Raw genomic sequence first — 13,635 nt, 5'->3', positions numbered from 1 at the left:
TGTGGCCTGCCCCGCGGGCATCCCGCATCGTGACGTCATCGAATTCCTAGGGGAGAATAACGATGACGAACACCGTTTCCCGCACGTTTGCGATTGCGCTGCTGGCCACTGCGACGATGATTGCGACACCGGCGCAGGCCAAGGGCGAAGAGGTTGAATTGGCCACCTGCAGCGAAAGCCTCGGCTCGATTGCGGTGGTCGACGGCGACACGCAGGGCTGGTCGGAATATGGGCTTGGATCACCGCGCGAGCTTATCAACGCGCTCGCTGCCGAATCCGGCTGCTTTACGCCGCACAGCCCCGCCAGCGGAACGCCCGCCAACTTCCTGATGAACGTCGTCGCGGGCGACAGCGAAGAGGTCGACAAGTCCATCGAGATGGCCAAATCTGCCGCGGTGGAGGGACTGGTGCGCTCAGGCGCCGCGAGCTCCATGCTGCGCAGCGTGCCCGGTGCCGGCGCTGTGCTCGGCATGTTCGGCGGCCTTGGTGGCAAGAAAAAGCGGCTGGCGGCAGGCATCAAGCTGCTCAGTCCCGCCAACGGGTTGACCATCGCCACCGGTCAGGGCGTGGTGAAGAAGAGCACGCTGACTTTCGGTGGGGGCGGGGCGGTGAGCGCCGGTGCCAACGCGGCCGGTTACGGCGGAAGCAAGGACGGCAAGATGCTGGCTGAGGCCTTCGTTCTCGCTTTCAACGACCTCGTGTCGCAGCAGGCGGCCATCGCTTCCGCGCCCAAGGTTGCGGGTGCAAGCGCTGCGGCAGATCTCGCCACTGTTGCCACGACCACTTCGATGCTCGAAACGCCTGCAGCGGGTGCGAAGGTCCTGCGTAGCCTCAGGGTCGGCACCACGCTTACCCCGACCGGCAAGCGCGAGGGTCTGTTCATCGAGGCCAAGGACAATTTCGGTACCGTCGGCTGGGTTTCGATCGAAAGCCTCAACTGACGGTAGCCTGTCGGCTGCCAGCCATTGCTTGCGCGTGCGTGCGAGCAATGGCAGCAAGCCTGCGGGAGGTGCTGCCGTTTCGTGACAATCCGAAGAATGGACACGACGCCCATGCGTATCCTCTATGTCGAGGACGATCCGCGTTCGGCCGCCGCCGTGGGAGAAATTCTCGCGCAGTCGGGCGATGTGCTGGTGTGGGAGGACAACGGAAGCGCCGCTTTGCTGCGCGCGGGGCTCGAACCCTTCGATGCTATCATACTCGACCGGATGCTTGGTGACATTGACGGGCTGACCATCACCCGCCGTATGCGAGAAGGCGGCATCGGCACGCCGATCCTGATCCTGTCGGCATTGGGACGCAGCAGCGACCGCGCCGAAGGGCTCGATACCGGCGCGGATGACTATCTTGCCAAGCCGTTCGAGCCAGAAGAGCTTGTCGCCCGTCTTCGCGCCTTGCACCGGCGATCGACCGGAAGAGAGCATAGCGCAGTCATCCTGTATGGCGCATTCGAATGCCACGTTAAGGCGCGCACAGCCTTTCGCGACAATCGTCACTTGCCGCTTAGCCCGAAGGAATTCGAGCTGTTCCGCTATTTCATGGAGAATGCCGGCGAGGTGGTGACCCGTGAGATGCTGTTGCGCCATGTGTGGAAGATGGATTTCGATCCCCAGACCAATGTCGTTGATGTCAATATCGGGCGGTTGCGGCGCAAGCTTGAGGACGGGTTTGAGCGTCAAGCGCTGGAAACCATTCTGGGGTCGGGCTACCGCCTTCTCGAAGGGCGCGCGTGACAGAGGCGCGCCGTTCCATTTTCTCCCGCCTTGTGGGGGGTGCAATCTTGCTCTCGCTGGCGCTGCTCGCTGGCCTGTGGTGGCTTACGCACCAGACTGTCAGCGCAACCCTGCAGGAAGCCGCACAGACCGAAGTCGACGTCGATCTGGCCGGCCTTGCGGACATCTACGCCACTGGCGGTCAGGAGGAGCTGGAAGTGCGCATTGCCGACAGGCTTGCATTGACCCCGATGGAAGGTAGCGCGCCCCATTATCTGTTGGCCGATGACAGCGGCAAGGTGATCGCGGGCGATCTGGCCGGCTGGCCTTCGCTTGATCCGACCGTGTCGGAAAGCGGAGTCATCGCGATCGGAGCCAGTTCAAAAGGTTACGCCCGTGCGGTGCAACTGGGCCCCGATTTGCGGCTCGTCGTGGCGCGAACCACGGATATTGAGGCACCGGTGCTGTCGGGGATCACCACGGCTTTCGCTGCCGGTGGTGCAGTATTCATCCTGCTGGTCGGCCTTCTCGGTCGTTTTGCCGCGCTCGGGCTGCAGCGCCGCATCGAGCGAATCAACCTGGCTTTCCGCGAACCGCAAGACGGATCGGGTCTGGCGGTGGCCCGGCGCAACGGCGGCGACGAGATCGACGAACTGACTGCGCATAGCGCCGCTGCGCTTGCCCGGATGGGCGATTTGATGGCGGCTTACAAGGATACGTCCGAACAGCTCGCCCACGAAATCCGTACACCGCTTTCGCATCTCGACAACCGGCTAGTAAAGGCGTTGGCCGAAAATCCCGATCGTGCGATTGCCGAACGGCTGGCCGAGGCGCGGGGAGAAATCCGGCGGATCGTCCAGACGCTGGAATCCCTGCTCGACATCGCGGCGAGCAAGGCCAAGCGCGGTGATCGCAGCGGGCTTGCGCCGGTCGATCTGAGCGCGCTGGTCACCGCAATTTGCGAGCTTTACGCCGGCAGTGCCGAGGAAGCCGCGCTGGAGCTGGACTGGACGGTTGCACCCGACGTGACGATCAATGGCGACGAAAGCCAACTGCGAAGGCTGGTAACGAACATGCTGGACAACGCCCTGAAATATGTCCCTCCGGGCGGCCGTATCGCAATTACGCTGGAACCGGGGCCGGTGCTGGCGGTGGCCGATGACGGGCCCGGCATCGACCCGCGCGATCGCGACCGGATCTTCGAACGGTTCTATCGCGGGCGCACGGCGGGCCGGGAAACTTCGGGTAGCGGCTTAGGCCTCGCGCTGGCCCATGCGATAGCCGAACGTCATGGCCTGAAAATCACCCTGGATGATCCCGTTTCGGACGGATCGGGAGGCGCGGTGTTTCGCATCGCGACGGAAGCATGATCCGCGCAGCGCGCTTTCCTGCAATCGCTTTGCTTGTGGTTGCGAGCGGATGTGCAGGCACCGAAAATACCGCGCCCGTGGCTGCTTCCGTATCGAAAGCCGCCCCTGCGGCTCCGGCAGTTGATAATGTGTCAGGAAAGGCTGCCCTTGTGGCCGAAGCGCTGATTGGGGCCGCCCGCGCCGAGTATAGTCAAGACAGCCCGGCGCTGGCGCGCGCTGCGCAGCAGCTCGAACTACTCGGTGCAAATCCCCAGACCGATGCCGACGCGGCTGCATTGCTGCGTTGGCGTGCGAGTTTGCCTGCGGATATCGCGCCCACACGCGGGCGGGCGCTGGGCCCGGCATACCGATCAGGTGCACTTGCGCCCGGGGCCGTGACCGAACTCAACCAGATGTTCCTTGGCGGGCGCAGCGCCCAGATCGTTGTGCGGGTTTCCAGAGGCCCCACGCCGCAGCTGGTGGTGAGAGACCAGTCGGACCGACGGGTGTGCCTGGCCGGGGACGATCCGGTCGAATGTCACTGGACCCCACTTTACACCCAGCGCCACCGGATCGAGATCGTCAATAGGGGCTCCGAGAAATCGGAATTCTATATTGTTTTCGATTGAGCCAGCGGCAGGGTCGTGACCGTTGTTCAGGCGGCTCTGGCTACCGGCGTTGAGACCTTTTCTGCCAAGTCCTCGGCGGTCAACGGACGGCTTATGAAATAGCCATGCGCATAATCGCACCCGATCCGCCGAAGGAATGCGAGGCAATCGGCTTCCTCAGTCCCTTCGGCCACCACTTTGAGTCCCAACTCATGGGCCAGCTGTATTGTTGAACGCGGCTACTTCGCCGGGGGTTTGGGGAACAGGACCGCGGTGGTGCGGCGATAGGCCTGCCATGCCGGATCATCGCCCCAACGCTTTTCGGCAATCGCATCGAGCAGGTTGATGCCGCTAACCTTTGTCAGCAACAGCGTGACGAACAGGGGCGAAAGCACCGCCAGCCAGCCCCATCCCGACAGCGACGGCAGGGCGATGACCAGAATGCCGGTCCATAGCGTGATCTCGCCGAAATAATTCGGGTGCTGCGACCATGCCCACAGTCCGGATGTGATGAACCTGCTACGGTTGGCCGGATCGGCCTTGAACCGGCGCTTCTGCTCGTCGGCAATCACCTCGAAAGCAAAGCCCACTGCCCACAGCGTTGCGCCCGCCCAGAAGAACGCGTCGAGCGGCCGCGGTTCGGGCGCGGTGATGATGATCAGCGCGGCCGAGGCGGTGAAGATCACCCAGCAGGCCTGCAACGTCCACGCCACGAGGAATCGCGGCGGGTTCACCTTGATCTTCTCGAAGCGAACGTCCGTTCCGCCCGCGGCATGAATGCGGGTGAACAGGAAGCTGCCCAGACGGATCGTCCAGGCCGCCACCATTCCCGCTACCGCGAGCGCAGCCGGATCGAGCTGTCCGTGCGCGTCTTGGGCCGCCGCGCAGGCCGCCACGATCACCGTGAGATAGGTGATCGCGCCGGTGGTGTCGTAGAAGCGGTCGCTGCGGAATAACGCGGCGGGCACATAGGCCAGCCAGTTTACCCCGAAGGCGAGCAGCGCGCAGGTGAAGACGGCCGGAAAACCGGCCAGCATCACGCTCCCGCTACCTGCGAACCACGCAAAGACGAGACCGATGGTGCTGGCCACCAGCACCACCAGCAGGCTGCGCGCTGCATGCTTGAACGACACGCCTTGTTTCCCCTTTCAGGCGATCCGCGTCACGCCAGCGCGACGTGACGCTTCAGGTGATGATCCACGTTGCCGAATTCGGAATCGAAGATCGTCAGCCGCTTGAAGTAGTGACCGATCGCATATTCGTCGGTCACGCCGTTGCCGCCGTGGATCTGTACCGCTTCCTGACCGATCAGACGTGCGGACTGGCCGACGCCGACCTTCGCTGCCGAAACCGCCTTCTTGCGCTCCACTTCGTCCGAGCCGAGGCGCAGCGTGGCGAGATAGGTCAAAGAAACCGAGGTTTCATAGGCGGTGTACATGTCGACCATGCGGTGCTGGAGCACCTGAAACTTGCCGATCGGCACGCCGAACTGCTTGCGCTGACGCGAATATTCCACCGTCATCGCGTGGGCGACCTTCATCGCCCCACAGGCTTCGGCGCAAAGCGCGGCGATGGCTTCGTCGGTGACAAGCTCGATCAGCGCAAGGCCTTCGCCCTCGGCACCGATCAACGCTTCGGCGGGGACCGAGACGTTCTCGAAATAAACTTCCGACGCGCGGCGACCGTCGACGGTCTCATAATCGCGGGTGGTGATCCCGGCAGTGTCCTTGGCGACAACGAACACCGAGACGCCGCTGCGGTCGCGCCGTTCGCCGCCGGTCCGGGCGGTGACGATCAGGTGGCTCGCCCAGGGCGCGCCGATCACCACCGCCTTGTGACCGTTCAGGACATAGCCCGAACCATCCTTCTTCGCGGTGGTTTCGAGGTCGGCATAGTCATATCGCCCGCGCGGTTCGGCAAAGGCGAAGGCAAACACCCGTTCACCCGACACGATCCCGCCGATATGTTCTTCCTTCTGCGCCGCAGTGCCAGCGTGCTTGAGGAAGCCGCCCGCGCAGACCACGGTGGGGACGAAAGGCTCCACCACGAGGCCCTTGCCGAATTCCTCCATGATTACCATCGCATCGACCGCGCCGCCGCCGAAGCCGCCATCGGCTTCGGAGAAGGGCATGCCGAGGATGCCGAGTTCGGCCAGCTGCGCCCAGATTTCCGGACGCCAGCCTGCCGCGCTGGCAATCGCCTTGCGCCGGGTTTCCCAGTCGTACTGTTCGCGCACCAGCCGCGAAAGGCCGTCACGAACCATGTCCTGTTCTTCGGTGAAGTTGAAGTCCACGTTATAACTCCCGTCTCTCGAGGCCGCTTAAAGGCCGAGGATCATCTTGGTGATGATGTTGCGCTGGATTTCGTTCGATCCGCCATAGATCGATGTCTTGCGCATGTTGAAATAGGTCGCTGCCGCATATTGGGAATAATCGGGGCCGACCGGATGCTCGTTCGAATTGTCGTTCGAAACCCCGCCGTGGAACGGCGCGCCATAGGTGCCGACGGCTTCCAGCGTCAGTTCGGTCAGGCGCTGCTGGATTTCGGTGCCTTTGATCTTGAGGATCGAGCTTTCGGGACCCGGGCCTTTGCCCGCCTGCTCACCCGCCAGCGTGCGCAGTTCGGTGATTTCCAACGCGGCAAGATCGATTTCGAGCTGGCTGACTTTCTTCGCGAAGTCGAAATCCTTGATCAGCGGTTCGCCATAGGCGGTCTCGTTCGCTGCGATTTCGCGCAGCTTTTCAACCCCGCGCTTGGAACGGGCGACGCCCGCGATGCCGCTGCGTTCGTGGGCGAGCAGGAACTTGGCATAGGTCCAGCCCTTGTTCTCCTCCCCGACGAGGTTCTCGACCGGCACACGCACATCGGTCAGCCAGGTCTCGTTGACCTCGTAGCCGCCGTCGAGAAGCTTGATCGGCTTCACTTCCACACCCGGCGTCTTCATGTCGATGAGGATGAAGCTGATGCCTTCCTGCTGCTTGGCGGTGGGATCGGTGCGGCAAAGGAAGAAGCCCCAGTCGGCGTGCTGGGCCAGCGTCGTCCAGGTCTTCTGGCCGTTGATGATGTAATGATCGCCGTCACGCACTGCGGTGGTCTTGAGGCTGGCGAGGTCGGAACCGGCGCCGGGTTCCGAATAGCCCTGACACCACCACACTTCGCCGCTGCGGATGCCGGGCAGATGCTTGGCTTTCTGCTCCTCGGAACCGAAGGTGTAGATCACCGGGCCGACCATCGACACGCCGAAGGGCAGCGGCATCACGGTGCTGGCGCGGGCGTTCTCTTCCGACCAGATGTAGCGCTGGGTCGGCGTCCAACCGGTGCCGCCATATTCGACGGGCCATGCCGGAACCGACCAGCCTTTCTTGCCAAGGATCTTGTGCCAGGCGAGGAAATCCTCCCGCTCCATGTCCTCGCGCATCCCGAAATCAGCCAGATGCTTGGGATAGCTTTCTGCGATGAAGGCGCGCACCTCGTCGCGGAACGCCTGTTCTTCGGGGCTGAATTCGAGATTCATGATCCTCGTCTCCTGAATGGGTCTGTGTTTGCAACGCGCCTCTTGTCACGACCTGCGCCGGACTGAAAGGGGCAATCTGAGATACGGAGGCAGTCGGCGCCTTGGCGCAGGGTTCTTTACAGCAGGGGGCTTTATTTTCGCCCGCGTTCCGCCGAATGTCGGGCAAACGAAAATCGACTGCGCGGGATGTGCGCGGCTTTGGGAAGGGATTTCATGACGCAATCGGGCGTGCCTGCGGCAGCGGGCGACAACGCGGCAGTCGAAGGGTTCGGTTCCGCAGGTTACCGAGGCTATGTGCTTGGTGCCTTGCTGGTCGTCTACATTTTCAACTTCATCGATCGCACGATCGTGAACATCCTGACCGAACCGATCAAGCTGAGTTTCGGTCTCGAAGACTGGCAGATGGGTCTGCTCGGCGGGCCGGCCTTTGCAGTGCTCTACACCTTTCTGGGCATCCCGATCGCGCGGCTGGCGGAGCGGTATAACCGGGTGCTGATTATCGCCGGTGCAGTCGCCATCTGGAGCCTGTTCACCGCGCTTTGCGGGTTTGCGGCTTCGTTTCTTGGACTGTTTCTGTTCCGCATCGGCGTGAGCATCGGCGAGGCCGGCTGCACCCCGCCGGCGCAGTCGCTGATCGCGGATTATTTCAAGCCTTCCCGCCGTGCGACTGCGGTTTCGATCTATGCCCTTGGTGTGCCGCTTGGCGGGATGCTGGCGTCGATTTTCGGCGGGCAATTGGCCGGACTGGACGGCGCCGCATTCGGTGCCTGGCTTGATGGGCTGGGACTTGGCTGGATGTTTGGCGGCATCGACTGGGCAAGTGTCGAAGGCTGGCGCGTGGCCTTCGTCGTGGTTGGCGTGCCGGGGCTGCTGTTGTCGTTGATCGTCTGGCGCACCGTGCGCGAGCCGCCGCGCGGATATACCGACCCAGTGGCGCTGCAAGGGCTGCAACGGGCGAGCCTGCGCGAGGCGCTGGGGGTGCTGCTGAAAAAGCCCGCCTACCGCCATGTCGTGATCGGAGCGACGCTGGCATCCTTCGTGGGTTACGGGATCGGGCAGTTCACGACGTCCTTCCTGATTCGCACGCACAAATTGTCGATTGCCGATGCATCGCTTTTGTTCGGGATCATCCTCGGATTGATGGCCGCGCTGGGAGTGTTTTCTTCGGGCTGGCTGTCGGACCGGCTGTCGAAGCGGTATCCGAACGCGTTGTCGTGGTTGCCGGCGATCGGGATGAGCGCGTCCGTTCCGCTCTATGCTTTCGGCTTCATGGCCGACAGTCTGTGGCTGGCAATGCCCGCGCTGATGGTCGCAGCGATGATCCATTATTTCTACCTCGGCCCGATGTATGCTGTTTCGGGCGGGGTGGTTGACAGCCGGATGCGGGCAACCGCGGTCGCGATCACGCTGTTTGTCGTCAACCTGCTCGGCTACGGGCTCGGTCCGCTGCTGATTGGCATCCTGTCGACGGTGCTGAAGTCGGCCTTCCTCGAAAGCGCAGGGCTGGGCCTGACGTTGGAGGTTTGCAAGCCGTTGATGGCGCTCGCCCCCGATGCGAGGGCGGCGCTCGATGCTTCGGCGATTGAACGGCTTGCCGCCTGCGCCGATTCGGAGGCGCGGGGTCTGCAATGGTCGATCGTGATCTTCGCCTGCGGTTACGGCTGGGCGGCACTGCATTACCTGCTGGCCGGACGCACACTCCAGACGGACATGATCGCCTATGGCGGCCAGACTGCCCGGTGACGGCAAGGGGCGCGGACCCGGAAACAGTATGCTTCCGGTCCGCGAAGTTTTTGGGGGTTCGTGTCAGGAAACTCGCGGGGTTCCCTGACCCGTGATGCCGTGCTGGCATCTCGTTTTGGGAACTCCCGCGAGCGGTGGCCGAACGATCATCGCACAGTTTCGGGCCGGAACCTTCACTTTCGGGTCAGGTTCAAAACGAAGCTGTCGCTCCCGTTCGACGAGTTTTTTCTACGCCGATTGGACAGGCGGCTTTATCGGGAATTGTCCTTAGGGATGGTTCCGGAGCGGCCAACGGGGAAGGGGGCCGGTGGCCGCAGCCTTACGGCGGGAAGACCCCGGATTTTTAGCGAGGCCGGTGGCGGAGGCGGAGTCCGCCTAACTATCTTCCGTATTGGTTCGCTAGCCGCCGTTCATCCCTACGCAAAACCATGGATTTTTACCTTTGTCCTCATCAATGCCTCCGCATTGGTTCGCTTGCGTTCCCATAAAAACGCGCGTATATTGGGGATCAGTTTAGGGAACAGAGGCCTTCGGCGGACAAGTCGTTTCGTTAGGCGGTGCCGTTCCCCGATAGGAGGGCCAATGCCGCGCAAGCTGTTTAATGCACTCACCGCTGTGAAGGTGAAGAATGCCGCCCCCGGTCGTCATGCTGACGGAATGGGCCTTCAGTTGCTCGTGAAGGAGAGCGGGGCGCGTTCCTGGGTGTATCGCTTCATGCTCAAGGGAAAGTCGCGGGATATCGGTCTAGGGCCTGCGGCTGGACCTGATGCCATCTCTCTTGCCGATGCGCGCGATCTGGCGGCTGCTCTGCGCCTCAAGGTCAAGGCAGGAATCGACCCCCTTGAAGAGCGCGAGCGTGATGCTGCGTCGGCTCTGGCCGAGGCTCAGGCTGCAAAGGTGGCAGCGGTCACCTTCAAGGCTACGGCGGAAGCTTACATCGCGGCGAACAAGGAGAGCTGGCGCAACCTCAAGCATCGTCAACAATGGGAGAATACCCTCTCGACCTATGCCTATCCAGTGCTTGGCGATCTGCCGGTTGCCGAGGTCGATACCCCGCATGTGCTCAAGGTGCTGGAGCCAATCTGGCGCGAGATTCCCGAAACGGCGAGTCGGTTGCGGGGGCGCATTGAAACCGTGCTTGATAGCGCCAAGGCGCGCGGATACCGGCAAGGCGAGAACCCCGCCCGCTGGCGCGGACACTTGGCGCAAATCCTGCCCGCCCGCACGAAGCTGTCTCGCGGCCATCACAAGGCGATGCCTTACGCTGAAGTGCCTGCGTTCATTGCGGCTCTGCGGGAGCGTGAGGCGCTTGCCGCGCTCGCGTTGGAGTTTCTCATCCTCACAGCGGCCCGTTCGGGCGAGGTAATCGGCGCGAGGTGGAGCGAAGTCGATCTTGCTAAGGCGATTTGGACCGTTCCAGCCGATCGAATGAAGGCTGGTAAGGAACACCGCGTTCCCCTGCCTCCCCGCGCTGTAGAAATATTAGAGCACGCAAGGCAGTTCGAGGGCGATTACGTCTTTGCTGCGACCAAAAAGAAGCCACTTTCCAGCATGGCCATGTCGATGCTGCTGCGGCGCATGAAGCAGGACGTGACGGTCCACGGTTTTCGGTCATCGTTTCGCGATTGGGCGGCGGAATGCACCGGCTACTCACATGAAGTTGCCGAAATGGCGCTGGCGCACACAATCGGCAACGCGGTCGAGCGGGCGTATCGTCGCGGTGATCTGTTCGAAAAGCGTCGCAAGCTCATGGAGGCGTGGGCGGAATACTGCGCTGGTCACGGTGCGGCTGGCGAAGCGGGCACTAATGTCAGGCCTATCAGGGGAGAGGTCGCGGCGTAGGTCGTCGGGTTGTCTAAGAGCTGGGTATCTTGCCGCAAAGGTCATTGGGGGTGGGCGGCAAGTCTAATCTCGCCAAGAGGGATTCCAACTCCTCCCTACTAGATATCTCCCCCGTCTCTAGATCGAAGGTGTATTCGGACCATCCTGAATAACCGCCCATGCGGTTTTTGGAATTGATCCAAAGGCAGGCGACATTGCCGCGAACCACCTTACCCCACCTCCACCGTGCCGACGGGCTATCCACTAATAGGGTGTCGAAGGCTGCCATTATACGTCTTTTCTCCGCAAGACTGACGGCCCTCGGGGGAATGGCTCGTCTGGCAATTTCGTCACAAGACAACTCTCCGTCCGCGATACGCATACGACCTTCAAGCGTTTTTTCGGTTGGGCAATCCGACCGGTCCGACGCGTTCGATGGCGTTGACCAGCTTGCCGCCGAGGCAACACGCGCCAAGTTCCTCATCGGCTATATGACGAATGCCGATGAGGATGGGGTATGTCGGCGCGTGATGATCGCGACCTGTCGGATACAGTGCGTCGTTGAAGATTAGCCAGCTTAGTTCACGAACCAGCTACTCTGGGCTAGTTCCGGCTTGACATACCGATGGCCGAGCGCGCTGGCTCACCTGTGCCGCAATGTCCGAGGTGATGCCCGCATCCATCCAGAAACTGCGGGGTTATCGAGCCACAAAAATACTCGATTACGCGGTCGAGCATACGGTCAGTTTCAGTCGGCGTCGTGATGGCCACTTTCGCTTGTTGGATGTCGGTGGGAATGCCTCACTCAAAAGCCGATGCAGGGTGACGGCCCTTGCGCCAAGTGAAATAATTGAGGCCGTCCGTTGTGGTCTCAACTTTCCATGTCTGATCTTCTTCCATCGAGATTGTATATTCAGGGTCTGAGCCGTAAGAATACGAAACGCGACCAGAGCAAATTGCAGTGGTTTCGGTTCGCTTCAACTCAATGATCTGGTCAATTTTAACGCTGCCCAGAACCAAGTTGCGGAAACCTATACCGCCCTCCAGAGGATGCACCGCGATCAAACTATCCAAGAACTCCTGTTCTTCGCAGGTCTTGGTAGTTTCAAAGAAACCCGCCACATCGACACCGCTGCTGGTGGGTTCATCGACGGCAGCATCGGCTCCACTGTTGCCGCCGTCACATGCAGCAAGCAGAACAGTGGCAGCGATCAGAAAATTCTTGGCATAATCGCGCATGTTCAATCTCCTCTATGGAAGCGCCGACATCGCGCTGCTCAACTCTGTGATCCTAGGTCAGATCCCCTGACACGCAAGGTCGATACTGGATGAGCGATAATGACCTTATTCCGTGATCGCGCCCCGCGATGATATATAATCTGAAGCTCTGCGTTTCGTAATCTATCGGTTCGATGAAAAGAAAGCGGGACCCCGCGTCAAGCCAATGGCGACGACGGGAAGAGTATTCCTAGCAAATCGCGTCATCCCGCCCAGGAGCCAGGGTCCCCTTAGCGCAACGCTCATCGAGTTTTCGAAGAAAATCCTGTTCCTTCCTTCCTACGCGCACGCCTTGTTTTGAGGCAAACATCTTCCAGTCGCGACGACCAAATGGAATGATAATGTCCCGACGAAACGGGTCTTTGTTTTCTTTCCGCAGACAGATCACAGTCATGTCTCGATCCCATTGCAGCTTGGCAAGCTGTTCAGCAGTCAAGGGTTTTTCGGCACGAAGGGCCAATCTCGCTGTTTCGACCTGAGCATCAAGATGCGCTCGCGCCATGGGCCAATCAGATTTGGCTTGTATTGAATAATCACGTGCTCGAAACGCCGCTAGTGCGCACTGAGTGATCCCTACAACCCTCCAAGCAGGCCGTCGCCCACGCATGGTCGCACCCAAAATTAGGTTCGCATCGTTAATGGTGTATGCTTGCGGATGCTTGTGCCACTGCTTGTGGAGCGCGACATAGATCGGGTGCCGTAGCTTAGTGGCCTGCAGCCACTCCTCAGGCATTTCCCCGGTTTTGATAGCCACGAGCATCACGCCTCTCGCCTCTGTGCAATGAGTGATTATTATATCTTTTTCAAGATGCTATCAACGCGTGTGTAAATTGATGGTCCCGGACTCGCGCCAAAGGCGTTTGGGCGATGTGGACCGATACCCTCGAATGGCAGCGTAGTGCTGCGGGACTGCATTAACCAAACGACCTGTGCGATTGCTAGTGGACACTCCTCGACCCGCGTCCGCCGTTTACAATGCCCGAAGGCAAGCCGCACAGCATCTGTCTTGGTGCGTTTGCTGGCAAAGGCCGTCAGGATTGTCTCGCCCACGCTGTCAGGGCGCACAAAGGTCCACTCACTACTCGTATTAATGCTGCGGGTTAAATTATCCCCTTTGAAATAAGAGGCTTGTAAATTTCTGCGCCGAAGTTCGTGACAATCAAATTCCAGATATATCTCGTACCGATCGTCACCATCATCGTCGGGTGCCAGAAGAATAGTTTGAATCCAAGCACGCTTATGACCGTTCGGCAATGTACGGATAGATTCGCGATCAACAGTGAACACAGTGTCCGAAGCGGATGTGCCAACGTAAACCCAATCTGCCGCTATCGCAGAGCTTGCGATCGTTCCGCTAATCAAAATCGCACCGAGTGCAAATTTTCGCATTCGATTTGCTAACATGCCGAGAGCGTTGGTCAAGGTTGGGGCTCCACCCCGCCGCGTATTTTCTTAATCGTATTGCCCACAAGGTCGAGAGGGCGCGCCAGTGACCGGCCCCCACTGAGTGGTCCGTGTTGATTGTTAGTGCAAGATTGCCTCCTGCGCCATGGCTGACCGGAGGTGAAGCGGAGCGGAACCGGAGGACAGCCATGGCGGCGTGGCCGTTT

13 protein-coding genes are annotated in these 13,635 nt (G+C 60.8%); 6 read left to right on the top strand and 7 right to left on the bottom strand.

The genetic code is table 11. The features are described 5' to 3' along the window. The first annotated feature begins 62 nt into the window (after positions 1 to 62). From OIK40_RS13445 to OIK40_RS13430, 4 genes are all read left to right on the top strand, one after another. A complete protein-coding gene (locus tag OIK40_RS13445) occupies positions 63 to 941 on the top strand; it encodes an SH3 domain-containing protein (protein ID WP_273678867.1) in 879 nt (292 codons plus the stop codon). A gap of 96 nt (positions 942 to 1,037) precedes the next feature. After that, positions 1,038 to 1,733, top strand: coding sequence for a response regulator transcription factor (locus OIK40_RS13440; protein WP_273678866.1), 696 nt, complete (start codon positions 1,038 to 1,040; stop codon positions 1,731 to 1,733). A gap of 47 nt (positions 1,734 to 1,780) precedes the next feature. Then, positions 1,781 to 3,082, top strand: coding sequence for a sensor histidine kinase (locus OIK40_RS13435; RefSeq protein ID WP_273678865.1), 1,302 nt, complete (start codon positions 1,781 to 1,783; stop codon positions 3,080 to 3,082). 149 nt (positions 3,083 to 3,231) lie between these two features. Beyond that, entirely contained in the window at positions 3,232 to 3,690 is a 459-nt protein-coding gene (locus OIK40_RS13430; protein WP_273678864.1) for a hypothetical protein, read from the top strand. A gap of 26 nt (positions 3,691 to 3,716) precedes the next feature. Here the strand turns inward: OIK40_RS13430 and OIK40_RS13425 are convergent, their stop codons facing one another. The 4 genes from OIK40_RS13425 to OIK40_RS13410 are packed head-to-tail and all read right to left on the bottom strand — an operon-like array spanning position 3,717 to position 7,183. Next, the gene (locus OIK40_RS13425; RefSeq protein WP_273678933.1) at positions 3,717 to 3,896 is read right to left on the bottom strand and encodes an EAL domain-containing protein; all 180 of its coding nucleotides are present in this window, start codon (positions 3,894 to 3,896) and stop codon (positions 3,717 to 3,719) included. Between the two features lie 12 nt (positions 3,897 to 3,908). Next, positions 3,909 to 4,802 (bottom strand): DUF1295 domain-containing protein, encoded by an 894-nt coding sequence (locus tag OIK40_RS13420; protein WP_273678863.1) that lies wholly within the window; start codon positions 4,800 to 4,802, stop codon positions 3,909 to 3,911. A gap of 29 nt (positions 4,803 to 4,831) precedes the next feature. Then, positions 4,832 to 5,962 carry an acyl-CoA dehydrogenase family protein gene (locus OIK40_RS13415; protein WP_273678862.1) on the bottom strand — a complete coding sequence of 377 codons (1,131 nt, stop codon included), beginning with the start codon at positions 5,960 to 5,962 and terminating at the stop codon, positions 4,832 to 4,834. A 27-nt stretch (positions 5,963 to 5,989) separates the two neighbouring features. After that, on the bottom strand, positions 5,990 to 7,183 hold the full coding sequence (locus OIK40_RS13410) for an acyl-CoA dehydrogenase family protein (protein WP_273678861.1): 1,194 nt from the start codon (positions 7,181 to 7,183) through the stop codon (positions 5,990 to 5,992). A gap of 213 nt (positions 7,184 to 7,396) precedes the next feature. On the opposite strand from OIK40_RS13410, the gene OIK40_RS13405 reads away from it, so the two are divergent. Next, positions 7,397 to 8,926 carry a spinster family MFS transporter gene (locus OIK40_RS13405; protein ID WP_273678859.1) on the top strand — a complete coding sequence of 510 codons (1,530 nt, stop codon included), beginning with the start codon at positions 7,397 to 7,399 and terminating at the stop codon, positions 8,924 to 8,926. A gap of 582 nt (positions 8,927 to 9,508) precedes the next feature. Beyond that, entirely contained in the window at positions 9,509 to 10,768 is a 1,260-nt protein-coding gene (locus OIK40_RS13400; RefSeq protein WP_273678858.1) for a tyrosine-type recombinase/integrase, read from the top strand. Between the two features lie 780 nt (positions 10,769 to 11,548). Here OIK40_RS13400 and OIK40_RS13395 read toward each other — a convergent pair. The 3 genes from OIK40_RS13395 to OIK40_RS13385 all read right to left on the bottom strand — a co-directional run bounded on the left by OIK40_RS13395 (position 11,549) and on the right by OIK40_RS13385 (position 13,447). Continuing rightward, on the bottom strand, positions 11,549 to 11,986 hold the full coding sequence (locus tag OIK40_RS13395; protein WP_273678857.1) for a hypothetical protein: 438 nt from the start codon (positions 11,984 to 11,986) through the stop codon (positions 11,549 to 11,551). A gap of 229 nt (positions 11,987 to 12,215) precedes the next feature. Further along, positions 12,216 to 12,779, bottom strand: a complete 564-nt coding sequence (locus OIK40_RS13390; protein WP_273678856.1) for a hypothetical protein — start codon at positions 12,777 to 12,779, stop codon at positions 12,216 to 12,218. Positions 12,780 to 12,817: 38 nt separating this feature from the next. Next, a complete protein-coding gene (locus OIK40_RS13385; protein WP_273678855.1) occupies positions 12,818 to 13,447 on the bottom strand; it encodes a surface-adhesin E family protein in 630 nt (209 codons plus the stop codon). Positions 13,448 to 13,635 lie beyond the last annotated feature (188 nt).

Origin of the sequence: Erythrobacter fulvus (assembly GCF_028595285.1) — a bacterium.
Taxonomy (GTDB): domain Bacteria; phylum Pseudomonadota; class Alphaproteobacteria; order Sphingomonadales; family Sphingomonadaceae; genus Erythrobacter; species Erythrobacter fulvus.
The sequence above is the reverse complement of the archived record's forward strand: the minus strand, read 5'-3'. Positions and strand labels throughout refer to the sequence as shown.

Bases quoted from the DNA above. Each gene is read 5' to 3' on its own strand.
- OIK40_RS13445 (WP_273678867.1), top strand. From the start codon at position 63: ATGACGAACACCGTTTCCCGCACGTTTGCGATTGCGCTGCTGGCCACT.
- OIK40_RS13440 (WP_273678866.1), top strand. From the start codon at position 1,038: ATGGACACGACGCCCATGCGTATCCTCTATGTCGAGGACGATCCGCGT.
- OIK40_RS13410 (WP_273678861.1), bottom strand. From the start codon at position 7,183: ATGAATCTCGAATTCAGCCCCGAAGAACAGGCGTTCCGCGACGAGGTG.
- OIK40_RS13405 (WP_273678859.1), top strand. From the start codon at position 7,397: ATGACGCAATCGGGCGTGCCTGCGGCAGCGGGCGACAACGCGGCAGTC.
- OIK40_RS13400 (WP_273678858.1), top strand. From the start codon at position 9,509: ATGCCGCGCAAGCTGTTTAATGCACTCACCGCTGTGAAGGTGAAGAAT.
- OIK40_RS13395 (WP_273678857.1), bottom strand. From the start codon at position 11,986: ATGCGCGATTATGCCAAGAATTTTCTGATCGCTGCCACTGTTCTGCTT.